Origin of the sequence: Sphingopyxis sp. 113P3 (assembly GCF_001278035.1) — a bacterium.
GTDB lineage: Bacteria > Pseudomonadota > Alphaproteobacteria > Sphingomonadales > Sphingomonadaceae > Sphingopyxis.
This window is the reverse complement of record NZ_CP009452.1, coordinates 754,548-777,142: the sequence shown is the minus strand read 5'-3', so window position 1 is coordinate 777,142 and position 22,595 is coordinate 754,548. Positions and strand designations below refer to the sequence as shown.

The window sequence follows — 22,595 nt, the reverse complement described above, 5'->3', positions numbered from 1 at the left end:
AAACGTCCTTCCGGCTTTCTCCGGAAGACAAAGCTCATGAAGGGGGCGGTGCCATCACCGCTCCCTTTTCTATAGCTGATCGGAATATTGCGGGCGGCAGCTCAGCGGCTCGCGGAGACGACCAGCTTGACCTTCTGACCTGGCGACAGCCGGCTGTTCGCTGCGAGCCGGTTCAGCACCTGAAATCGCTCGGCCTGATAATCGCTATAGGCCATGCGGCGCGCAAGGCTTGCCACCGTATCCCCGCTCTTCACTGTCACCACATCGACGCGGCGCGGCTTGATCGCTGCCGCTTCGCTCGCATTGAGACGCCGCAGGCTGGTGAACATCGAATTGAAGGTCGAAGCGCCGCCCGCCTTCGTCAGAGCGACAAAGTGGAAGGCGCTGTTTTTCGCGAACTCATAAGCGAAAACCGTGACGTCGACCTGGCCGGACTGGCTGTTCGCCCTTACGGTCGAATAGTAAGCGGGAATGCCGTTCACCGTCGTTCGCTGGATGCTCGATGGCGTGAGATTTGCATCGCCGCCCACGGCCTTGAAGACCGCGGCGATATAGGCATTCATGTCGCCGCTGTAAGGACCGGTTGAAAATTGCGCCTGGCCGCCGTTGCCGCTCACGCTCACTGCGCTCGTTCCGTTCTGCATCCCGTAGCCATTGGGTACGGTGAAAGCGAGACGAAGGTCAGGATGGAGGAACTGGCGTCCCTCGACCACCCCTTGCGCCGGATCATCGCCGTAAAGAACACCGTCGATCGACGCCATGAAGGCGTCTGCGTTCCGAACCCCGCCGGCGCCTGCGCGGCTCGCGAGCGTCTGCGCGTTGCGCACCCGCGAGGCAGGGTCGGGGTGGGTGCTCGCCCATTCGGGAATCGACCGGGCATTGCCGCCAGCCAGCCGGGCTTCAAGGTTGGTCTGATTGGCAAGGCTTGCAAGCACAGTCGAGAGCGCCATCGGGTCATATCCTGCGCTCTTCAGATACTGAACGCCAAGCTGATCGGCCTCGAGTTCCTGGCTGCGCGAAAAGCCCAGGGTCGCGAGCTGAGCGACCTGCATCGCATTATTCTGCAGAAGCCCGCCAAGCGATCCGAGGAGACCGCCATTATCGCCGATCGCGCCGCCGAGGACCGCGCCCAAGACGCCAAGAATGGTGTTGCGCGTCGCGGCAGACTGACGCTTCTTGCTATGCTGCGCGGCGACGTGCCCGACCTCGTGCCCGAGGACGCCAGCAAGTTCCGCCTCGTCGTTCATCAACGCCATGAGCTGACGCGTGACGTAAATATAGCCGCCCGGTATCGCAAAAGCATTGTTGACCGGCGAATTGAGCAGCGTGACCGTGAAGTCGCTCCTTGCATTCGACATTCCGGACTGGACCGCGATATTCTGCCCGACACGGGTCACATATGCTGCTTGCGGTCCCGAGTAGGTTCCCCCGAATTCCTGCAGGAGCTGCGGATGCGCCTCGGCGCCCTGCTGGCGTTCCGACGCGGTGATACTGGTCGCGGTCTTGATCGCCTTCGTCCTGGCGTCGGCCGGACCGCTCACGCCGCCGCCGGCCGCTGCGCATCCCGCGAGCACCATCGCCAACGCGATCGAAGTTGTCGTGCGGGCCATTGGCGCATCTCCCTTTTCTTGCGTTCAACCTCACCCTCTTCGCGATAGGGCGTGACGGAAAACGCCAGCAAGCGCGACCGGTTCCCGCCCTACGCACGTCCCATCGCGAGGAATTTTTCCTCGCGCGCCAGGAGCAGCGCCTCGCGCGGCTGGCCTTCAAGCGCGTCCAGCTCTTCCGCGATGGCATCGCCGAGCGCCTTGATCGCCACCTCGGGCGCGCGGTGCGCACCGCCCACTGGCTCAGGAACGATACGGTCGATCACGCCGAGCGCGAGGAGATCTTCCGCCGCCATCTTCATGGCCGCCGCCGCCTCGGGAGCCTTGTCCGAGGTGCGCCAGAGGATCGAGGCGCAGCCTTCGGGTGAAATCACCGAATAGACGGCATGTTCGAACATCAGCACGCGATTGGCAGCTGCGAGCGCGATCGCGCCGCCCGACCCGCCCTCCCCGACGATTGCCGCGACCATTGGCACGCCGAGTGCAAGGCATTGTTCGGTCGAACGCGCGATCGCCTCGGCTTGCCCCCGCTCCTCGGCCTGGATACCGGGGAACGCCCCGGACGTGTCGACCAGCGTCACCACCGGCAGGCCAAAGCGGTCGGCGAGCTGCATCAGCCGGATCGCCTTGCGGTAACCCTCGGGCTTCGCCATGCCGAAATTATGCTTCATCCGTGAGGGAATATCGTCGCCCTTTTCGTGCCCGATCACCATCACACGGCGACCGCGGAAACGCGCAAGACCACCGAGGATCGCCTGATCGTCGCCGAAATTTCGGTCACCCGCGAGCGGCATCCAGTCGTCGAACAGGCCCGCGACATAATGTTTGAAATGCGGCCGGTCGGGATGACGCGCGACCTGCGTCTTTTGCCACGGCGTCAGCTTGGCATAGATTTCCCGCAGCAATTTCGAGGACTTTGCCTCGAGCCGCGCGATATCATTTTCGATGTTGAGCGTGGGGTCTTCGCCCATTTCGCGCAGTTCCGCAATCTGCCGATCGAGCGCGGCGACCTGTTTTTCGAAGTCCAGAAAGGCTGTCATCGGCAGAGCGCTAAGCGGTCGGCGGCTTCAGGTCAACGTCCTCTCCGACCGCCATCTGTGCAAGCGGGTGCCGATTGTTGACCAGCTCCACCAGGCGGCGGCTGTCGACATGCGTGTAGATTTCGGTCGTGGCGATATCGGCATGGCCCAGCATCAGTTGCAGCGCGCGCAGATCGGCGCCCCCTTCGAGAAGATGAGTGGCAAAGGCGTGACGCAATACATGCGGGCTCACGCTCTGCGGATCGAGCCCGGCGCGGCCTGCAAGCGCGCGCAGCATCTGAAACAGGCGCACCCGCGAAACATGACCCTTTCCCGATGGAAAGAGCCATTGGGAGCCTTCGGCAAGCAGCGGCAGCCAGCGGTCGAGCGCGCCGCGCGCACGCTCCGACAAGGGGACCATCCGCTCCTTCTCGCCCTTGCCGCGCACGATCAAAAACGCCCGGTCGCCCGTAATCGCGCGGCGCGGGAGCGACACGAGCTCGCTCGCGCGGAGCCCCGAACCATAGAGCAATTCAAGCAGGAGCAGCAGGCGGACCGCCGCGGCAGGCGGCGTCTCACCTTCGGCCTCGCTTCCCGCCTGCGCGAAAAGCCTTTCCACGTCCGTATGGGTCAGGATGCGCGGCAAGGGTCGCCGCGTCGCCGGACGCGCAATGTCGAGCGCAGGATTGTCTTTCCGCTCGCCTTCGTCGAGAAGGAAAGCGAAGAACTGGCGCAGAGCCGAAAGCTTGCGCGCAGCGGTGCTGGCCGCAAGGGCGCGATAATCCGCCATGATCTGCCTTAGCACCGGGGGCGTCGCCTGAGCGAGACGCCCCTTCGCCAGCACAGACGCCTGATCGAGGTCGCGGCGATAGGCCGCCAGCGTGTTGACCGCAGCACCGCGTTCGGCCGCCATCATCTCCAAAAATCGTTCGATCAGCGCGCCGTCGGCCGTTTCCATCGAGAGCGCGCGTCAAACCCGAACCAAAGCTTCGGCGGCGATCATTCGCGCCTCTGCCTCGAGGCCCACGTCGCGCAGGGCGCGGACAATACGATACAGATGATAGGGCGGCATCTTTGCCCAGTCTCCCTGCATGCCCGTCGCGGCAAGGAGCGCGACCATGCCCGGTTCACGGCGCTGGGCTGCCTCATCGATCGCGCGCGTCCAGCGGGTCTGACGCGCGAGGTCGACGCCGAGGTCGCTAGCCGCCGACGCCGCGTCGCCGGCGTCGATGCGCCCGAGCCCGGCGAGGCCGGCGAGGAGCAGCTTCGAGCGAAGCTGGCCGGCGCTGTCGTCATTGCCTGCAAAGCGCGTGACGCGGCCCGCACTGGTTCCATTGAGCGGGCGCGGGGATCCGACAGCGAGAACGCCCCATGCGCGCGTGCCGACATTCACCTTGGGCACCCACGCCATCGCGTTCTGGTCATAGCCGCCGGCGAGCATCGAGCCGATCAATTGCCAGGGATCATCGCCAACGTCGGTTCCCGTCGGCAGCGCAGCGGCCGCGCGCGCGGTCGCAATCAGCGCCGCATATCTTTGGACGGCGCTGCCTGCCCCCTCCCACAATCTCGCCATTGCGGCGTAGCGATCGGCAGCTTCTGCCGCGCGAAAGGCGCTGCGCAGCGTCTCCGTCTGCGCCGCGAGGGGCGCGGGAGGTTCAGCCTCGCTTGCCGCGGCGCTGAGAAGCGACACATAGGCTGTGCTCGACAAGATGCCCCGCGCCGCCGCATCAGGCGCAGCTGCGATGCGATCGGCCATTTCGGACATCGGGGCGAGCACCGTCCACCCGCGCATATATGCGGGCTGAGAGGCGCGAAGCTCGGCGGGAACCGGAATGGCCGTCGCGGTCGCCATGCCAAAGCGCCAGTTGGTCAGGCGGTCGATATTGTCCCACTCGATCGTCGTCGAGCGGCGGCCGGCGCCGGTCGCGCCGAGCACACGCTCGGCAAGCAATATGTCGAAATTGGCGATCTTGCCGCTCGAGCGGACACGCCCGATAGCCCAGCCCGCGGGGCCGGCTTCGCCCGAAAGGCCCGCGCAGATCGCTGCCGACAGCCGCCACGTCTGCTCATCGCCATGCGCCAGTCCTGCAGGGACATAGGGACACATCCCCGCCGGGTCGGCCGTGGCCAGATAGGCCTGCTGCGCGACCTGCACCAGGCGCTGGCTCGCACGGTCATAGTCCACCGACTGCACGATCCGGCGCGCCGCGATCGATTCGCCCATCCGCAAGAGAAGCGCCGCGCGGTCGGCGGCGAGATCGGCGCCGTTGATTGTCGGCGGCGTGTCGATCGCCGAAACCAGGGCGCGGCGCAGCAATATCTGCCCCCAGCGCGATGCAAGGCGCCCGCTCGTATTGCGCATGATCAGGGCGGCATATTGGCCGCGCACCCCGAATGCGTCGGGGGCAAGGCCCCCGGTTTCGGGCGTGAGCGGGCCGATGCGCGTCAGAAGGCGCCGTGCTCCCGGTGGCAGATCATATTTAAGCTGGCCCGAGGTGCCTTCCTCAAGTTCGCTGTCTTCTGAGCTGGCGTCGGTCGTATCGCTCGCCGGCAGCGTCGTGGTGACCGGCGGCGCGAGCGGCGGCGCCGCTTTGGGCGCCGGTGCCGCTCCGGCCTTCGGCGCCGGCGCGGTGGTCGGCGACGGAGCGGGGGTCGGCGTGGGAGCGGGTGCGGGCTGGGGCGTCCCAAAGCCCTCGGGCAGAAGCGACTCCTGGGCAACGACGGGCAAGACCAGCGCTGCGGCGATCGCGCTTCCCGAAAGACCCAGCGTCACTGCGAGCAGCCGGCTTTTCATCGGCCCAGGCTTTCACTCGGCGTGGCTACGGCAATCACGTCGGTCACATCCACCTCAATCATCTTCGGCTCGATCGGCCGGCCCAGGAACAGCAGCAATAGCCAGAAGGCAACGAGCAGCAAGACCAGCACGACCAATCGCCCGATCCACCGGCCTTTTCCCGATCTGCTCCTTGTGCGCAATATGCCTCGTGACCCTCGGTTCATCGTTTGCGCCAAAAATCATTGTTCCCCGCAGGCCCTTCGGTATAGCCGCGCGCACGATGACGCGAAACCCGAAAAGCCTGGCCCCTGCCATCGGGCCATCGATCCGCGAGCGATCGATCGTGCTCGTCGGCCTCATGGGTTCGGGAAAATCAACGGTCGGTCGCCGCTTGGCACAGCGGCTCGGAATGCCCTTCGCCGACGCCGACGACGAGATTGAGCGCGCGGCGGGCATGACCATATCCGACATTTTTGCGCGCTTCGGCGAAGCGCATTTCCGCGACGGCGAACGGCGGGTGATCGCACGGCTTCTCGCAGGCCGCCCGCACGTGCTTGCAACCGGCGGCGGCGCTTTCATCAACGACGAGACGCGCGCGCTCATCCTCAAGGACAGTCTTTGCATCTGGCTCGACGCCGACATTCCGACCCTCGTCGAACGCGTCGGTCGCCGAAGCCACCGTCCCCTCCTCAAGGACCGCGACCCCGGCGAGGTGCTGCGCGAACTCGCAGCGGTCCGCAATCCCATCTACGCCGAGGCGCACATTCGCGTGAGCTCGGCCAGCAACCCGCACGAGCACACGGTGCGCGCGATATTGGAGGCGCTTGCGACATGGAAAGCCTGACCGTCGATCTTGGCGCGCGCAGCTACCCGATCCTGATCGGCGATGGGCTGCTCCATGACATCGGCCGCCACGTCGCACCGCTTCTCAAGCGGCCGCGCACGATGATCATCACCGACACGAATGTTGCCGAATCCTACCTGGCGCGCGTCGGAATGGCGCTCGGTGCCGAGGGCATCTCCTTTTCCTCCTTCGTGCTTCCTGCCGGCGAGAGCAGCAAGAGCTGGGAGGGTCTTGCGCGGCTTACCGAATGGCTGATCGGCGAAGGTATCGAGCGCTCCGATCATGTGATCGCGCTGGGCGGCGGCGTCATCGGCGACCTCGTGGGTTTCGCCTGCAGCATCGTCAAGCGGGGCTGCTCGTTCATCCAGGTTCCCACAACCCTTCTCGCGCAGGTCGACAGCAGCGTTGGCGGCAAAACCGCGATCAATGTCGCGGCGGGCAAAAATCTGATCGGCGCCTTCCACCAGCCCGCTCTCGTTGTCATCGACCCCTCGACGCTCGCGAGCCTGCCGCCGCGCGAACTGCGCGCAGGCTATGCCGAAGTGGTCAAATACGGACTGATCGACGACGCTGATTTTTTTGCCTGGTGCGAGACGCATGGCCAGGCCTTGCTGAAGGGTGACAGCGATGCCCGTCATAAGGCGATTGCCCACAGCGTGGCCGCCAAGGCGCGCATTGTCGCCGCCGACGAACGCGAAACGAAGGATGTGCGCGCGCTCCTGAACCTTGGTCACAGCTTCGGTCATGCGCTCGAGGCAGAAACCGGCTATTCTGACCATCTTCTCCACGGCGAAGCCGTCGCCGCCGGCATGGTCCTCGCGCACCAGTTTTCGGCCGCCAAGGGCATCTGCGCGCCCGAAGATGCAGCACGGGTGCGCAACCATCTATCCAGCCTCGGTCTGCCCCACAGCCTCGCCAGCGCGGGAATTGACAGGGGCGGCGCCGCGCTCGCAGCTCACATGGCGCACGACAAGAAGGTGCGCGGCGGCAAGCTGCCGCTCATCCTGACCCGCGGCATCGGGCAGAGCTTCGTGAGCGAAGACTATGGTCTCGATGCCGTGGCTGAATTTCTCGATCGTGTCTGATCGCTTCGCCTGAAAAGCGAAAAAAGGCTCTACGCCGCTTCCGGACCGGCCGCGTGCGCGGCTTCCTCATCGCGCGCCAATTTTGCCGCCAGCCGGCGCTGTCGCAAGGTTTCGAGCACGCTTGCAGACTCGCGCCCCCCGCCCGGTTTGAAGCGGTGCTCACTGCCCGCCGACAGGTCGCCTTCGTCCATCTGCGCCGCAAGCCGCGTCGCATCGAGCTGGCGAAGCGCCGTCTCCACGTCCTCCATCTGGCGCGGGTCGACGGCAAGCTGTTCGAGCGCCATCAGCCCCAGCGCGATCGAGCTTTCGAATAGCTCGCGCACCACGCCGCTCGCTCCCGCGCCCGCGATCGCCATCAACTGGCGCCGATCAAAAACGCGCATCAGCACTTTCGCCTTCGGGAAAGCCTCGATTACCGGCCGCAGCGCTTCTGCATCGACCGACGGGTCGTCGATGCAATAGATGATGAGCCGCGCCTCGTCGGCGCCTGCGCGGCGAAGGAGGTCAAGCCGCAGCCCGTCACCATAATAGACCTTGGTGTCGTAGCGCCCGGAAAGTTCGATCTGGCTGGGCTTCTTGTCGATGAGCGTCACCGAACAATCCACCGCATGCAGCATCTGGGCGACAATCTGGCCGAAGCGGCCATAGCCGATCACGAGCGCCGAACCGCGCGGGGCGTCCTCAGGGCCAGCAAGTCCCGCCTCATCGCGGTCAGGCTCGAATTCGAGGTTACGGGCAAAGAGCATCAGAAAGGGCGTCGAAACCATCGACAGCGTGACCACAGCGCTGAACAGGCTCGCCGCTGCCGGGGCGATCAGCAAGGCCTGCTGGGCCTGGGTGAAGAGGAGAAAGCCGAACTCGCCGCCCTGGCTGAGCAACAGCGCAAGGCCAAGAGCCGTCTTCCATGGCTTGCCGAACGCCCGCACCAAAAGTGCAAGAACTGCCACTTTGGTCGCGACCAGCCCCGCCGCGAGACCCACGACACGCAGCGGATCGGCAAGGACCACATTCACGTCGAGAATCATCCCGATCGCGAGGAAAAAGAGACCGAGGAGAATGAGGCGGAAGGGTTCAACGTCGGCCTCTATTTCGTGTCGATAAGGGGAATCGGCGAGCATCACGCCCGCGATGAACGCCCCGAGCGCGGTCGAGAGGTGAAGGCTGTGCATCAACGCCGCGCTGGCGAGCACCACGAGCAGCCCCACAACCACGAACAGCTCGCGCTCGCCATAGCGGCCGACGAGACGGAGCAGCGGATTGACGAGGAAACGCCCCGAGAGCACGAGCCCCGCGATTGCCGCAAGGGTATAGAGCGCAAGCACGCCCCCCGGAGGGGCCGATGGATCGGCCGGCGCGCGCGACAGTGCAGCGACGATGGTGATCATCGGAACGATCGCGAGATCCTGAAAGAGCAGGATCGAAAAGGCCTTTTCGCCGAAGGGCGAGTTGATCCGGCCGGAGCTTTTGAGGCTGGGAAGCACCTGCGCGGTCGAGGAAAGCGCAAGCGGCAGACCCAGAACAAGCGCGGCCTGCCAGCTGAAGCCCTGGGTCGCAAGAATGAGGCCGGTGAGGACGAGCCCCGTCACGACCACCTGGGCCAGTCCAAGCCCGAAAATCGCCTTGCGAAGCTGCCACAGGCGCCGCGGATGAAGTTCAAGCCCGACGAGGAAGAGCAGGAAGGCGATGCCGAGCTCGGCGATGGCGAGCTTGGATTCGCCGCCCCCCACCAACCCGAGGCCATGGGGTCCCACAAGCGCGCCGGCAATCAGATAACCGAGCACGGCGCCGAGGCCGAGACGGCGAAAGATCATCACGAACAGAGTGGCGACACCCAGCAGAATCGCCCCTTCAAAAAGCAGCGTATCGGTTGCCGTTTCGGCCACCCGGTCGGTCACCGCCGGTCCCGCCGCAAGGACCGTGAGCATCATGCGCCGAGTTCCGCTCCTTCAAACGCCGCGACTGCGGCGTCGAAGGGGAGCAGAATGGCGCCGTGCCGCGCTGGATAATCGCGAGCAGGCGCGAGAAGGTCGAAACCCGGCCAGCCGGGCGCATCGCCCTCGCCCGCGAACCATCGTGTGATCGCGTCGCGCGCGTCCCGGATCTCGGAAAGGCTCCGCCCCGGTGCATGCCGCGCGAGTAGCGCCGCGGAGGCCTGCCCGAGGGCGCACGCCTCGACATGGAGGCCGACGGCAGTTATCCTCCCCTCCTTGTCCGCATCGAGGTCGACGATGATCCGGCTGCCGCAGAGCGGCGCGCGCAGCGAGGCGCGGCGGCGGGGCCTCGCAGGCAGCGGATAATCCGCGGTCGCCACCGCAAGCGCCAGGATATCGCGATTATAGAGAGGAGCGCTCATGGCGCGCTGCCCGGCGCATCCTCTTGCGCGGCTGCCGTTCGCGCCTCGGCGCGGCGGTCGGCGATGACCTTGCTCAGCGCCGCGCTCGTCGCGCTCAGCGCGGGATAGGTACGGCTGTCGCTCATCCAGGCGGGGCGCTGTGCGTTGCCATAGCCGATATCATAGAGCAGCGTCACGGCCATGAACAGGACGGTCGCGAGCGCCAAGCCCTTCACCGCGCCAAATCCGGCCCCGAGGCCGCGATCGAAACCGCCGACGATCGATGCGCGGCTGCGCTGCCCCATCGCACGCGAGCCCCATTTGGCGACCGCGAACACGCCTCCGAAAAGCAGGACGAATGCGAGCATCGCGGCTCCGCCGGGCGTGCCCACATAATCGGCCAGAAGGCCGGTCAGCGTCGCATGGAAGAAGCGCACCGCGAGGATCGCCAGGACCCAGGCGAGCAGTGACGTGACTTCCTGCACCAGCCCCCGCGCGAAGCCGAGCACGGCGCCGCCAAGGACAAGGACAAGCACGACGATATCGAGCGCGGTCAGACTTCCCATTCGCCGGTGGCTAGTCGCGCCCGAGCATCAGGTCAACGAGTTCGCCGAGACGCGCAAAACCCGTCACCGAAATCCCGCCGACGCCTTTCATCCCCTCAGGCCCCCAGCCGCGCGAAAAACCGAGCTTTGCCGCCTCACGCAGCCGGAGGGCGTCGTGCGCAACGGGGCGCACCTCGCCCGAGAGCGATAGCTCGCCGAAGACGATCGCATCGGCAGGCACCGGCCGGTCGCTGAAGGCCGAGATCAGCGCGGCCGCGACAGCAAGGTCCGCCGCCGGATCGGTCAGGCGGTAGCCGCCCGCAATGTTGAGATAGACTTCCGCGCTCCCCATCTGAAGCCCGCAGCGCGCCTCGAGCACCGCGAGCACCATCGCAAGCCGCCCGCTGTCCCATCCGACGACCGCGCGGCGGGGCGTTGCACCGCTCGCGAGCCGCACGGTGAGCGCCTGCACCTCAACGAGGACCGGCCGTGTCCCCTCGAGCGCGGGGAAGACCACCGACCCCGGGACATCGCGGCTGCGATCGGTGAGGAAAAGGCTCGAGGGGTTGGCGACTTCGCCGAGGCCCTCTTCGCCCATTGCGAATACACCGATCTCGTCCGTACCGCCGAAGCGGTTCTTCACCGCACGAAGGATGCGATAAAGGTGGCTGCGCTCCCCTTCGAAGGACAGCACCGTGTCGACCATATGTTCAAGCACGCGCGGCCCGGCGATCGTGCCATCCTTCGTCACGTGCCCGACGAGCACGATCGCTGCCCCGCTGTCTTTGGCGTAACGGATCAGCTCCTGCGCGCTTGCGCGTACCTGGCTCACCGTCCCCGGCGCGCTGTCGATGAGGTCGCTGTGCATCGTCTGGATCGAATCGATGACGACGAAATCGGCCGTCTGCCGGTCGAGCGTTGCGAGAATGTCGCGCACCGAGGTCGCGCTTGCAAGCGCGACCGGGGCATCGCCGAGCCCCAGCCGCTGCGCGCGAAGCCGGACCTGCGCTGCAGCCTCCTCGCCGCTGATATAGACGACCGTTCGGCCGGCCCGCGCGAGCCTGCCCGCTGCCTGGAGCAGCAGCGTCGACTTGCCGATCCCGGGATCGCCCCCGATCAAGGTCGCCGACCCGGCAACGAAACCGCCCCCTAGCGCACGGTCGAACTCGGCAATTCCGCAGAGCATCCGTTCGGGCATGGGGCTGTGCGCATTCAACGTTTCGAGCGCTAGCGCGCGCCCGCCTTTGGTGAGGTCATGCTTTGCTGAAAAGACGGATTCGGCCGCCTCCTCGACAAGCGTGTTCCATTCCCCGCAATCCGCGCATTGCCCCTGCCAGCGGTACGACACCGCACCGCAATTCTGACAGACATATTGGCGTTTCGCTTTGGCCATTGCCGGCGCTTAACCGGAACAAAAACAGAACTCCAGTTCTTTTCGGCAAGCCTGCCGCGCGCCAGGGCTCGCGGCCGACCAGACGACGGCGGCGGTTCAGTTTTCGCGCGCGTTGCTCTAGGGCGGACGCAACCAGCGAATCACCCCTTGAGCAGGAACAAGCGCGCCATGAAATTCTTCGCCGACACCGCCGAAATCGATGCCATCGAGGAGCTCGCCGCGACCGGCCTGCTCGACGGCGTCACCACCAATCCGTCGCTGATTGCGAAGTCCGGCCGCGATTTCAAGGAAGTGACGAAGGAAATCTGCGCCATGGTCGACGGCCCCGTCTCGGCCGAGGTCGTCGCGCTCGACCATGAAACGATGATGAAGGAGGCCGAGATCCTCCGCAAGATCGCCGACAATGTCTGCATCAAGGTGCCGCTCACGATCGACGGCCTCAAGACCTGCAAGGCGCTGACGGGCGACGGCACGATGGTCAATGTCACCCTCTGCTTCTCGGCCGCGCAGGCGCTGCTCGCGGCAAAGGCCGGCGCGACTTTCGTTTCGCCCTTCGTCGGCCGCCACGACGACAATGGGTTCGATGGGATGCAGCTGATCGCGGATATCCGGCTGATCTATGATAATTATGATTTTGCGACCGAGATTCTTGTCGCAAGCGTCCGTCACGGGATCCATGTGCTCGAAGCCGCCAAGATCGGTGCCGATGTAATGACCGCGCCGCCGTCGGTCATCAAGGGCCTGTTCAAGCATGTCCTTACGGAAAAGGGCATCGAAGGCTTTCTTGCCGACTGGGCCAAGACCGGACAGTCAATCTGAGAAGACGCGCGCCGGCGCGCGCTGGGGCGACCTTTGCAGTTGACGTAAACGTCAACTTCGGTCGATAGTTTTTCCGACCGCCGGGATTCGCATGTGCGCTTCCCGGCCGAAAGGGAGAATTTGATGACCGACGCCGCTGCGCCTGCCGTCCTCACCGAGCGCCAGGGTCATATCCTGATCATCACGATCAACCGGCCCGAGGCCCGCAACGCGGTCAACGCCGATGTCCATATCGGCATCGGCACCGCTCTCGAGGAAGCCGAGCGCGACCCCGAAATTCGCGCCGTCATTATCACGGGCGCGGGGGACAAGGCCTTCTGCGCTGGCGCCGACCTTGTCGCGCTCTCGCGCGGCGGGCAGCTCGCACCCGATAACGAAGCGCAGCAAGCGTGGGGCTTTGGCGGCTTTGCAGCCCACCCGATTTCGAAGCCGATCATCGGTGCAGTGAATGGGTTTGCCTTTGGCGGTGGGTGCGAACTCGCGCTGATGTGTGACATCGTGATCGCAGCTGAAAATGCCCAGTTCGGCCTTCCAGAAGTCAAGGTCGGTCTGTTCGCCGCCGCGGGCGGAGCGTTTCGCATCGTCAAGCAATTGCCGCAGAAGCTCGCGATGGAACATCTGCTGACCGGCGACCCCTTCGATGCGGCGACCGCCCTTCGCTACGGTTTTGCCAACCGCGTCGTCCCACTCGCCGATCTGATGCCGACGGCGATCGCGATGGCCCAAAAGATCGCGGGCAACGCGCCGCTTTCGGTGCAGGCCTCCAAACGCGTGGCGCTGCGCATCATCGACGGCGAGATCGCAGGCGATGACGCGCATTGGAACGACAATCGGCGCGAGCGCCAAAAGCTGATGGCAAGCGAGGACGCGCGCGAGGGACCGCGTGCATTCGCCGAAAAGCGCAAGCCCGTGTGGAAAGCCCGCTGACATGAGCATGCGCGATCCCGAGCGCATTCCGGTCATCATCGGCGTCGGCCAGATCAACGACCGGCCCGAGGACCCCGATCAGGGGTTGGACTCGCTGGGATTGATGGTCGCAGCGCTGAAGCTTGCGGCGGAAGATGCCGGGATTCCGCTCCCCGATATCGACAGCCTCGCCATCGTCGACCAGATCAGCTTCCACCATCTCGGCAAGCTCTGCGAGCCGCTCGCCGCTGCAGTCGGGGCAAATCCCGCGATCAACTATCAATCCGCTGCGCCGCACGGCGATACGCCAGTGCGTCTGCTCAACGAAGCGGCAAATCGCATTGGCGGGGGCGAAGTCAAATTGGCCGCCATCGTGGGCGGCGAAGCGCTGCGCACCGCCGCGGGCCGCGCCGCAAAGGCCGCGAGCGGCGAAGACAAGAGCTACAATGCCGTTCGCCAGGTCGCGACCCGCCGCGAGCCCAATTATGCGCAGAAACACGGACTTTCAGCGCCGGTCGACGTCTATCCGCTCTACGAGAATGCGACCCGCGCGGCCTGGGGCGAAAGCCTCGCCAAGGCACAGGCCGAGAGCGCCGAAATCTGGTCGCGCTTTTCCCAGGTGGCAGCTGCAAACGAGGGCGCATGGATTCGCAAAGCTGCGTCTCCCGCCGACATCCTGGAGGTCAACGAGCGCAATCGCCCCATCGCCTTTCCCTATTCAAAGCTCATGGTCGCGAACAGTTCGGTGAACCAGGGCGCCGCCTTTCTCGTCGCGAGCCTCGCTGAAGCGCGCCGCCGCGGCATCGCCGAGGAGCGCCTCATCTATGTCGGCATGGGCGCCGCGGCAAAGGAGCCCGCGAGCATCCTCGCGCGCGATCGCTATGACCATAGCGTCAGCATGGAAACCTCGATCAGCCGGACGCTCGCGCTCAACGGCATGACCGTCCAGGATCTCGACTGCGTCGAACTCTATAGCTGCTTTCCCTGCGTCCCGAAGATGGCGCGCCGGATCCTCGGCTGGCCATGGGATCGCCCCGCAAGCGTATTTGGGGGGCTCACCTTTGGCGGCGGGCCGATCGCCAATTACATGAGCCATGCGATCGTCTCGATGGTCAAGAAGCTGCGCGGGGAAGGCCGCTATGGATTCCTTTTCGCCAATGGCGGCTTTGCCACCGATAATCATTGCATCATACTGGGCAACGAGCCGATCGCCGCGGCAAGCTTTCCCCAGGACTTCGACTATCAGGACGAAGCCGAAGCCAAGCGCGGCCCGGTGCCCGAATTGATCGAGGACTATGCGGGCCCAGCAACGATCGAAAGCTATACCGTCTTCTATTCGCGCGATGGTGCGCCAAGGGCAGGCGTCGTCGTGGCCCGGACTCCCGAAGGCGCCCGTACGCTTGCGCATGTCGATGCCAGCGACGCCGGAATGCTGGCGTTTCTGACCGACGGGAGTGAGGAGCCGGTAGGCACGAGCGGCCAGATCGTTGCCCTCGAGGACGGGTTCGGCTGGCGCGCTTGAGGCGCTGCCTTTTTTCTACGCGAGAGGACCCTAGATGTCGAATGACACCCCCTGGGCAAGCGGCAGCGCGTCTGAATAATTGACCGTGTTCGTCGCGCGCCGCATATAGGCCTTCCAGCTGTCCGAGCCGCTTTCGCGCCCGCCGCCGGTTTCCTTCTCGCCGCCGAAAGCTCCCCCTATTTCGGCGCCGCTCGTCCCCAGATTGACGTTGGCGATGCCGCAATCACTCGCCGCCAGGAACCGCTCGGCCTCGCGCAGGTCGGTGGTGAAGATCGCCGATGAGAGGCCCGCTGCGACCCCATTGTGCAGCCGGATCGCCGCATCGAGATCGTCGTACCGCATCACGTAAAGGATCGGGGCGAAGGTTTCCTCACAAACCGGTCCCACCTGTCCGGGCATTTCGACAAGCGCGGGCCGCACATAATAGCTTGCGCCCTCGCCGACACGGTCGCCGCCATGGACGATCCCGCCTTTAGCGCGCGCGGCCGCAAGCGCCCCGGCCATCGCCTCATAGGCCGCGCGGTCGATCAGCGGCCCGACGAGCACGTCGCCCTCGAGCGGATTGCCAACAGCGACGCTATCATAGGCAGCCTTCAGCCGCGCGACGAAGCGCTCATAAATGCTATCGTGGACAAAAAGGCGCCGCGTCGTCGTGCAGCGCTGTCCTGCTGTCCCCATCGCTCCGAACGCGACGCCCCGCAGCGCAAGATCGAGATCGGCCGATGGAGCGACGATCACGCCATTATTGCCGCCGAGTTCGAGGATCGCGCGCGCGAAACGCTGGGCAAGCCTCGGTGCGACCGCGCGGCCCATGCGCGTCGATCCCGTCGCCGACACGAGCGCGACGCGCGCATCGCCGACGAGCGCCTCACCCGCCTCGCGCCCACCCACCAGGAGGCCGCACAGACCCGCGGGCGCTTCGCCGAAGCGCGCGGCCGCGCGCGCGAATATGGCCTGCACCGCGAGCGCGGTCAGCGGCGTCTTTTCCGACGGCTTCCACACGACGCTGTTGCCGCAAACGAGCGCGAGCGCCGCATTCCAGGCCCAGACCGCAACGGGAAAGTTGAACGCCGAGATGACCCCGACGACGCCGAGCGGATGCCAGACCTCCATCATCCGGTGTCCCGGCCGCTCGGTTGCGATGGTGAGGCCGTAAAGCTGGCGTGAGAGGCCGACCGCGAAGTCGCAGATATCGATCATTTCCTGCACTTCGCCCGCGCCTTCGGAAGCGATCTTGCCCGCCTCGATCGTCACCAGCCGCGAAAGACGCTCCCTTGCCGCGCGCAACTCCTCGCCGAACAGGCGCACCAGCTCGCCGCGGCGCGGCGGTGGAACCTCGCGCCATGCGCGAAAGGCCGCATTGGCTGCGCCTAGCGCCGCGTCGATATCGCCGCCGCTGCAGACCCGCACCCTCGCGATCTCCTCGCCCGTCAAAGGGGTGATGACGGGCATCGAGCCCTCGCGCCATTGCGCCCGCTCGACCCCCAGCGTGTCGAGCAGCCCGCCCACCTCCTCGCCGATCGCGCTCATCGCTTGTCCCTTTCATATGGGCGGCCTGCCCTTGCAACTTGTGGCTCGCGGAGTATCGCAGGGACCGAGCAAAGCAAATCCAAAGCGGGAGAATCCGATGTCCGACCTGCCCCCCTCCGAACCCTTCGTTCCGGTGCCCTCCGATGCTGCGGCGAACACCCATTGCAGCGCCGAGGACTATGACCGGCTCTACGCGGCGAGCATAGCCGACCCCGATGCCTTCTGGGCGGCCGAGGCGCAGCGCATCGACTGGCTGACCCCGCCTACGAAGATCGCCAATTGGTCCTACGACCCGGTGACCATCAAATGGTTCGAGGACGGGGTTCTCAACCTCTGCCACAATGCTCTTGATCGCCATGTCGCAGCAGGGCGCGGCGAGCAGACAGCGATCATCTTCGAACCCGACGCACCCGACGGCGAGACGCGCCATATCAGCTATGCCGCGCTCCTCGCCGACGTGATCCGCTTTGCCAACACGCTGAAGAAAATGGGCGTCAAGCGGGGCGACCGCGTCACCATCTACATGCCGATGATCCCCGAAGGTGCGATTGCAATGCTTGCCTGCGCGCGCATCGGCGCGGTGCACAGCGTGATCTTCGGAGGCTTTTCGCCCGACGCGATCGCGGGGCGCATCGAGGATTGCGCGAGCGACTGGGTTATTTGCGCCGACGAAGGACTGCGCGGAGGCCGCACCATCCCCTTGAAGGCCAATGTCGACAAGGCGCTGGAGAAGGTGTCGGTGAAAGCGGTGCTCGTGATCGCGCACACCGGCGGCGACGTCGCGATGACCGAGGGCCGCGATCATTGGTACGACGCGCTGTCGGCGGATGTTGGCCCCGACTGCCCTTGCGAGCCGATGGGCGCCGAGGACCCGCTGTTCATCCTCTACACCTCGGGCTCGACGGGCAAGCCCAAGGGCGTTCTCCACACGGTTGGCGGCTATTCGGTGTGGACTGCCTCAACCTTTCATTATGGCTTCGATTACCGGCCGGGGGAGATCTTCTGGTGCACCGCCGACATCGGCTGGGTCACCGGGCACAGCTATGTCGTCTATGGGCCTTTGCAGAATGGCGCGACGACGCTGATGTTCGAAGGTATCCCCAACTATCCCGACCACGACCGTTTCTGGCGCGTCGTCGACAAGCACAAGGTCAATATTCTCTATACCGCGCCCACCGCGATCCGCGCACTGATGCGCGAGGGCGATCAATATGTGACGCGCCATGACCTCTCCTCGATCCGCTTGCTCGGCAGCGTCGGCGAGCCGATCAATCCGGAGGCCTGGCGCTGGTATCACGAGACCGTTGGAAAGGGCCGCGTTCCTGTCATCGACACCTGGTGGCAGACCGAGACCGGCGGGATCATGATCACAACCCTTCCAGGCGCGCACGCGATGCAGCCCGGAAGCGCGGGACGCCCCTTCTTCGGCATTCGCCCGCAGCTCGTCGATGCCGAAGGCGGCGTTCTGGTCGACGAACAGACGGGCGGCGCGGCCGAAGGCAATCTGTGCATCACGCACAGCTGGCCGGGGCAGGCGCGCACCCTCTATGGCGACCACGACCGCTTCGTTCAGACCTATTTTTCGACCTACAAGGGCAAATATTTCACCGGTGATGGCTGTCGCCGCGACGCCGACGGCTATTGGCGGATCACGGGACGGGTCGATGATGTCATCAATGTCTCAGGCCACCGCATGGGGACCGCCGAGGTCGAAAGCGCGCTCGTCCTCCACGATCTCGTCGCGGAAGCGGCGGTCGTGGGCTTCCCCCACGACATCAAGGGCCAGGGCATCTATGCCTATGTGACCCTCAATGCCGGGGTCGAGCCGACCGACGAGGTTGCCGCGGCGCTGAAGCAGCAGGTCCGCACCGAGATCGGACCGATCGCCACTCCAGACCATATCCACCTGACCCCGGCGCTGCCCAAGACGCGGTCGGGCAAGATCATGCGCCGCATCCTGCGCAAGATCGCCGAAAATGACTTCGGCTCGCTTGGGGACACATCGACGCTCGCCGATCCAAGCCTCGTCGACGGTCTGATCGAGGGACGCAAGAACCGCTGACATCCAGCGCGCGGAACGCGTTGCAACGGCGCGTCTCATATGGGTCTGATGAAAGCGCGCAGGCGGCGGCCACAAAGGCCCCCCGCTTCCGAACGCTGCCCCTCGCTCACGGGCTGAGCATCAGGCCCGGAAGGTCACCGACCTTCCGGGCTTTTGCTCGCGCGTTGGCGCCGTCAGAACTGGAAGTCGGGCAGCTCCGCTAGCGCGATGCCCAGGGCTTCGGCCCAGCCATCGGCGACGCTCTGAAAATAGGAGTCGTGACGCTCGAAGCGCCGTTCGCGAACGGTTGTGAAATCGTCGCGTTCGTGCACTTTCAGATCGATGGGCAGGTCAACGCCGGCATTGGCGCGGATCGTCGAATCGAACGAGACGCACAGGAGCTTGACCGCATCCTCAAACGACATCGCAGGATCATAAGAGCGCACGATGATCGGCCGTCCATATTTGGTCTCGCCGATCTGAAAAAAAGGATTGTCCTCGCCCGCTTCGATGAAATTACCCTCAGGATAGATCATGAACAGGCGGGGCTCCGATCCCTTGATCTGGCCGCCGACGATGAGCGAGGCCCGGAAGATGGATTCGGCCATCGGCCCTTCGGTGCGATAGCGCGTGACGATAGAGCGAAGCGTTTCGCCGATCGTCATCGCCACCGCAAACATCGATGGCGCAGAAAGGATCGAGGGGTGGCGGTCTGCGGGTGCCTTGTTCCGCTCGTCGAGAAGGCCGACGACCGCCTGCGTCGTCGCAAGATTGCCCGCGGACATCAACGTGATGACGCGCTCTCCGGGCACGTGCCAGCTGCGCATCTTGCGGACCTGCGAGATGTCGTCGACGCCGGCATTGGTGCGGGTGTCCGACATGAACACCAGCCCCTTGTTGAGGCGCATTCCGACGCAATAGGTCATCGATCCTTCTTCCCCGGCCCCTGTGCGATCCCGATCCCCGCTTATTGCTGGACCTGTAATTGAACAACCAGATTTTCCTGCGCTGCACCATAGCGCATGCCACGAACCGGCGCGGCATCCTGATAGTCGAACCCGGTCGCCACGCGGATATAGCGCTGGTCGGGCGAATGGCCGTTGCTGACGTCAAAGCCGATCCAGCCGATATGGTCGAAATAGGCCTCTGCCCAGGCGTGCGTCGCATCCTGCTGGGTGCGGTCGTTCATCATCAGATAACCCGACACATAGCGCGCGGGGTGCCCGAGATGCCGCATCGCAGCGATGAAGATGTGCGCATGATCCTGACACACACCGCCCTCACCCGCCAGCGCCTGTTCGGCGGTTGTATCGGCATCGGTCACGCCGATCTTGTAAGGAAGCCGCTCGAGGATCAGCACCGAGAGCGCGTGCGCACGTTCGATATCCGCGGTGAAATCGCGCCCGAGCGCGGATGTTAGTGCTCGGACCTGCCGACCCGCGCGCGTCAGCGACGTGGGACGCAGGAAGGTCCAGAGCGGCATCGCGCCGCGATGTTCGCCAATGATCCCGTCAAAGGTCAGCAGTTCCACCTCGCCGCGGCTGCGGATGACGAGCTCGCTCGCACCGCTGTCCACCGCGATCAGATCGACGCCGTTGCCATGATGGTCGGTGTAATGAAGCTGGGTTTCGCCGCCCTCGACCTCTACCGTCCAATGGTCGACGCGCTGCTGACCTGGCCGGTCCTTGGCTGTCAGCCGCGCCTGCTGGAGCGCGTAGCGGACCGGCGCGTCATATTGGTAGCGCGTGACATGTTCGACGGAAAGGCGCATGGGGCTGCTCACTCCACGAACCGGTAATCAAGCTCGACCTGCCGCGCGAGCGCGGCGTTGGCGGTCAGGAAGCCGCGCAGATATTCGTGCAGACCCCCGTCGAAGATCGACTGGATCGGTCCCGCGAGCCGATTGCTGCACAGCGCCGTCGCCATCCGACCTGCCTCGGTTTCCTCGCCATAGAGATGCTGGATTCGCCCGAGATGTTCCGCCATCCGCTCGCAGCAAAAGGCGAGGCTTCGCGGCATCTGCGCGTAAAGGATCAGGAATTCGGCGATCTTGAGCGCACTGATCTCTGCCCCGTAGAGCCAGCGATAGGCGCGCAGCGCCGAGACCGAGCGCAGGATTGTCTCCCACTGCACATTGTCGATCGACGAGCCGATATGTGCGACCGAGGGCAGCAGCAGATAATATTTGACGTCGAGGATGCGCGCCGTGTTGTCGGCGCGCTCCAGAAAGGTACCAAGCTCTGCAAAGTCGAACCCGTCGTTGCGCAGCATCGTCCCCGTCAGCGCGCCGCGCACCTGGCCATTCTGCCGCCGGATCGTTGCGAGCACGTCGGGCAGATCATCTTCGCGCACCGGCCGCTTCAGCAGCGCAACGAGCGTCATCCAGCCGGTGTTCACCGCCTCCCACATCTCGCGCGTGAGATGCGTGCGAGCGGTGCGCGCATTGTCGCGCGCCTGCTTGACGATCGAGAGGATGCTCGACGGATTGGCGGGATCGCGGAGCAGAAAATCGACGACGCGCGCCGAGGTGAACTCGGCATTGGCTGCCTTGTAGGCATCCACAACCCCGGCGGTTTCGAGCACCGACTTCCACTCGGCGGGCGCGGTCGCCGACCGGGTGAGCGCGATACGAAACCCTGCATCGATGAGGCGCGCATTATTCTCGCTGCGCTCGAGATAACGCGCCATCCAGAAGAGGCTGCCGGCGGTCTTTCCTAGCATCCAGGTTCGCCTCGACAGGCAGGCAAGAGAAAATGCGCGCCCATCAATCCTCCAGAACCCATGTATCCTTGGTCCCGCCACCCTGGCTCGAATTGACGACGAGGGATCCCTTGGTCATCGCGACGCGGGTCAGGCCGCCGGGTGTGATCGTGATCCCCTGCGGAGACATCAGGACAAAGGGGCGAAGGTCGACATGGCGCGGCGCGAGGCCTTTCTTTGTGAAAATCGGCACGGTCGAGAGGGACAGCGTTGGCTGCGCGATATAATTTCGAGGATTGGCCTCGAGCTTGGCGCGGAAGGCTGCGATCTCCTTCTTGCTCGCCGCCGGACCTACGAGCATGCCGTAACCGCCAGATCCGTGCACCTCCTTGACCACCAGTTCGGGCAATCGGTCGAGAACCTCGCGCAAATGTTCAGGCTCGCTGCACCGCCAGGTCGGCACATTGGGAAGCAGCGCCTTCTCGCCGGTATAAAATTCGATGATGTCGGGCATGTAGCTGTAGAGCGCCTTGTCATCCGCAATGCCGGTTCCCGGCGCATTGGCGATGGTGATGCCTCCTGCGCGATAGACGTCCCAGATGCCGGGCACCCCAAGCAGCGAGTCGGAACGGAAGTTCAGCGGGTCGAGGAAATCGTCATCGACGCGGCGATAAAGGACATCGATCGGCCGGTAGCCTCGCGTCGTCCGCATGGCGATGCGTCCCCCGACGACGCGCAGGTCATGCCCTTCGACGAGTTCGGCGCCCATCTGGTCTGCAAGAAAGCTGTGCTCGAAATAGGCACTGTTGTGAATGCCTGGGGTGAGCACCGCCACCGTCGGCGTGCCGCCGCACATCGGCGGCGCACAGGCCGATAGCGACTTCAACAGGTTGATCGGATAGTCGCCGACCTCGCGCACCGGCACTTTGGCGAAGAGCTCAGGGAACATCTGCAGCATCGTCTCGCGATTTTCGAGCATGTAAGAGACGCCCGAGGGTGTGCGGGCATTATCCTCAAGCACGTAAAACTCGTCCGGACCGGTGCGAACGATATCGATGCCGCTGATGTGCGTATAGACGCCGCCGGGCGGATCCATGCCCATCATCATCGGCAGAAAAGCGTCGTTGCGGGCGATGAGCTCGGTGGGCACGCGCCCGGCGCGCAGGATCTCCTGCCGGTGATAAATGTCGTGAAGGAAGGCGTTGAGCGCACGCACCCGCTGTTCGATGCCGCGCGACAAGCGGCGCCATTCGCCCGCAGCGATGATCCGGGGCACCACGTCGAAGGGGATGAGGCGCTCGTCGCCGCCTTCGGCGCCATACACGTTGAAGGTGATGCCGATGGTGCGGAAAAAAGCCTCGGCCTGCTTTGCCTTCTGCGCGATCCGCGCCGCATCTTCGCCGTCGAACCATTGGCAATATTCACGATAGGGCGCCCTGATCCCGCCCTCCTGGTTCGTCATTTCGTCGAAGAAGC

The 22,595-nt window shown here is 64.9% G+C and carries 20 protein-coding genes; 6 read left to right on the top strand and 14 right to left on the bottom strand.

Translation table 11 applies throughout. The features are described from left to right. Positions 1-101: 101 nt before the first annotated feature. The 5 genes from LH20_RS03585 to LH20_RS23435 all read right to left on the bottom strand — a co-directional run bounded on the left by LH20_RS03585 (position 102) and on the right by LH20_RS23435 (position 5,557). Positions 102-1,610 carry a M48 family metalloprotease gene (locus LH20_RS03585; RefSeq protein ID WP_053553036.1) on the bottom strand — a complete coding sequence of 503 codons (1,509 nt, stop codon included), beginning with the start codon at positions 1,608-1,610 and terminating at the stop codon, positions 102-104. A gap of 89 nt (positions 1,611-1,699) precedes the next feature. Next, a complete protein-coding gene (locus tag LH20_RS03580; protein ID WP_053553035.1) occupies positions 1,700-2,647 on the bottom strand; it encodes an acetyl-CoA carboxylase carboxyltransferase subunit alpha in 948 nt (315 codons plus the stop codon). Between the two features lie 10 nt (positions 2,648-2,657). Beyond that, entirely contained in the window at positions 2,658-3,584 is a 927-nt protein-coding gene (locus tag LH20_RS03575) for a tyrosine recombinase (RefSeq protein ID WP_053553034.1), read from the bottom strand. A gap of 12 nt (positions 3,585-3,596) precedes the next feature. Next, complete coding sequence (locus tag LH20_RS03570; protein ID WP_053553033.1) at positions 3,597-5,420, bottom strand: hypothetical protein; 1,824 nt, start codon at positions 5,418-5,420, stop codon at positions 3,597-3,599. Beyond that, positions 5,417-5,557, bottom strand: coding sequence for a hypothetical protein (locus LH20_RS23435; RefSeq protein ID WP_158501088.1), 141 nt, complete (start codon positions 5,555-5,557; stop codon positions 5,417-5,419). Before LH20_RS23435 ends, LH20_RS03570 begins: the two co-directional genes overlap by 4 nt. Before the next feature lie 125 nt (positions 5,558-5,682). Between LH20_RS23435 and LH20_RS03565 the strand changes: the two genes are divergently transcribed. Then, positions 5,683-6,246 (top strand): shikimate kinase, encoded by a 564-nt coding sequence (locus LH20_RS03565; RefSeq protein WP_053553032.1) that lies wholly within the window; start codon positions 5,683-5,685, stop codon positions 6,244-6,246. Next, on the top strand, positions 6,234-7,331 hold the full coding sequence (aroB, locus tag LH20_RS03560; RefSeq protein ID WP_053553031.1) for a 3-dehydroquinate synthase: 1,098 nt from the start codon (positions 6,234-6,236) through the stop codon (positions 7,329-7,331). The genes LH20_RS03565 and aroB overlap by 13 nt, the downstream gene beginning before the upstream one ends. A 29-nt stretch (positions 7,332-7,360) precedes the next feature. Here the strand turns inward: aroB and LH20_RS03555 are convergent, their stop codons facing one another. From LH20_RS03555 to radA, 4 genes are read right to left on the bottom strand one after another with little or no spacing between them, the layout of a single operon-like run. Continuing rightward, a complete protein-coding gene (locus tag LH20_RS03555; protein WP_053553030.1) occupies positions 7,361-9,259 on the bottom strand; it encodes a cation:proton antiporter domain-containing protein in 1,899 nt (632 codons plus the stop codon). After that, positions 9,256-9,684: an iron-sulfur cluster assembly scaffold protein gene (locus LH20_RS03550; RefSeq protein WP_053553029.1), complete on the bottom strand. Its 429-nt coding sequence runs from the start codon at positions 9,682-9,684 to the stop codon at positions 9,256-9,258. Before LH20_RS03550 ends, LH20_RS03555 begins: the two co-directional genes overlap by 4 nt. After that, positions 9,681-10,229: a CvpA family protein gene (locus LH20_RS03545; protein WP_200905427.1), complete on the bottom strand. Its 549-nt coding sequence runs from the start codon at positions 10,227-10,229 to the stop codon at positions 9,681-9,683. Before LH20_RS03545 ends, LH20_RS03550 begins: the two co-directional genes overlap by 4 nt. Before the next feature lie 10 nt (positions 10,230-10,239). Further along, complete coding sequence (gene radA / locus LH20_RS03540) at positions 10,240-11,601, bottom strand: DNA repair protein RadA (protein WP_053553028.1); 1,362 nt, start codon at positions 11,599-11,601, stop codon at positions 10,240-10,242. 168 nt (positions 11,602-11,769) lie between these two features. On the opposite strand from radA, the gene fsa reads away from it, so the two are divergent. The 3 genes from fsa (at position 11,770) to LH20_RS03525 (ending at position 14,848) form a co-directional block, all read left to right on the top strand. Beyond that, positions 11,770-12,420, top strand: a complete 651-nt coding sequence (gene fsa / locus LH20_RS03535; RefSeq protein ID WP_053553027.1) for a fructose-6-phosphate aldolase — start codon at positions 11,770-11,772, stop codon at positions 12,418-12,420. 123 nt (positions 12,421-12,543) lie between these two features. Further along, on the top strand, positions 12,544-13,347 hold the full coding sequence (locus tag LH20_RS03530; protein ID WP_053553026.1) for an enoyl-CoA hydratase-related protein: 804 nt from the start codon (positions 12,544-12,546) through the stop codon (positions 13,345-13,347). Position 13,348: 1 nt separating this feature from the next. Beyond that, complete coding sequence (locus LH20_RS03525; protein WP_053553025.1) at positions 13,349-14,848, top strand: acetyl-CoA acetyltransferase; 1,500 nt, start codon at positions 13,349-13,351, stop codon at positions 14,846-14,848. Between the two features lie 30 nt (positions 14,849-14,878). Here the strand turns inward: LH20_RS03525 and amaB are convergent, their stop codons facing one another. After that, positions 14,879-16,378 carry an L-piperidine-6-carboxylate dehydrogenase gene (amaB, locus tag LH20_RS03520; RefSeq protein WP_053553024.1) on the bottom strand — a complete coding sequence of 500 codons (1,500 nt, stop codon included), beginning with the start codon at positions 16,376-16,378 and terminating at the stop codon, positions 14,879-14,881. 97 nt (positions 16,379-16,475) lie between these two features. On the opposite strand from amaB, the gene acs reads away from it, so the two are divergent. Further along, positions 16,476-18,440, top strand: a complete 1,965-nt coding sequence (gene acs, locus LH20_RS03515; protein ID WP_053553023.1) for an acetate--CoA ligase — start codon at positions 16,476-16,478, stop codon at positions 18,438-18,440. 173 nt (positions 18,441-18,613) lie between these two features. Here acs and LH20_RS03510 read toward each other — a convergent pair whose 3' ends face one another. The 4 genes from LH20_RS03510 to LH20_RS03495 are packed head-to-tail and all read right to left on the bottom strand — an operon-like array spanning position 18,614 to position 22,581. Beyond that, on the bottom strand, positions 18,614-19,345 hold the full coding sequence (locus LH20_RS03510; RefSeq protein WP_053553022.1) for a peptidase: 732 nt from the start codon (positions 19,343-19,345) through the stop codon (positions 18,614-18,616). A gap of 41 nt (positions 19,346-19,386) precedes the next feature. Continuing rightward, positions 19,387-20,190, bottom strand: a complete 804-nt coding sequence (locus tag LH20_RS03505; RefSeq protein ID WP_053553021.1) for a transglutaminase family protein — start codon at positions 20,188-20,190, stop codon at positions 19,387-19,389. Positions 20,191-20,198: 8 nt separating this feature from the next. Then, positions 20,199-21,140, bottom strand: a complete 942-nt coding sequence (locus LH20_RS03500; protein WP_053553020.1) for an alpha-E domain-containing protein — start codon at positions 21,138-21,140, stop codon at positions 20,199-20,201. Positions 21,141-21,183: 43 nt separating this feature from the next. Beyond that, entirely contained in the window at positions 21,184-22,581 is a 1,398-nt protein-coding gene (locus LH20_RS03495) for a circularly permuted type 2 ATP-grasp protein (RefSeq protein ID WP_053556073.1), read from the bottom strand. Positions 22,582-22,595: the final 14 nt, after the last annotated feature.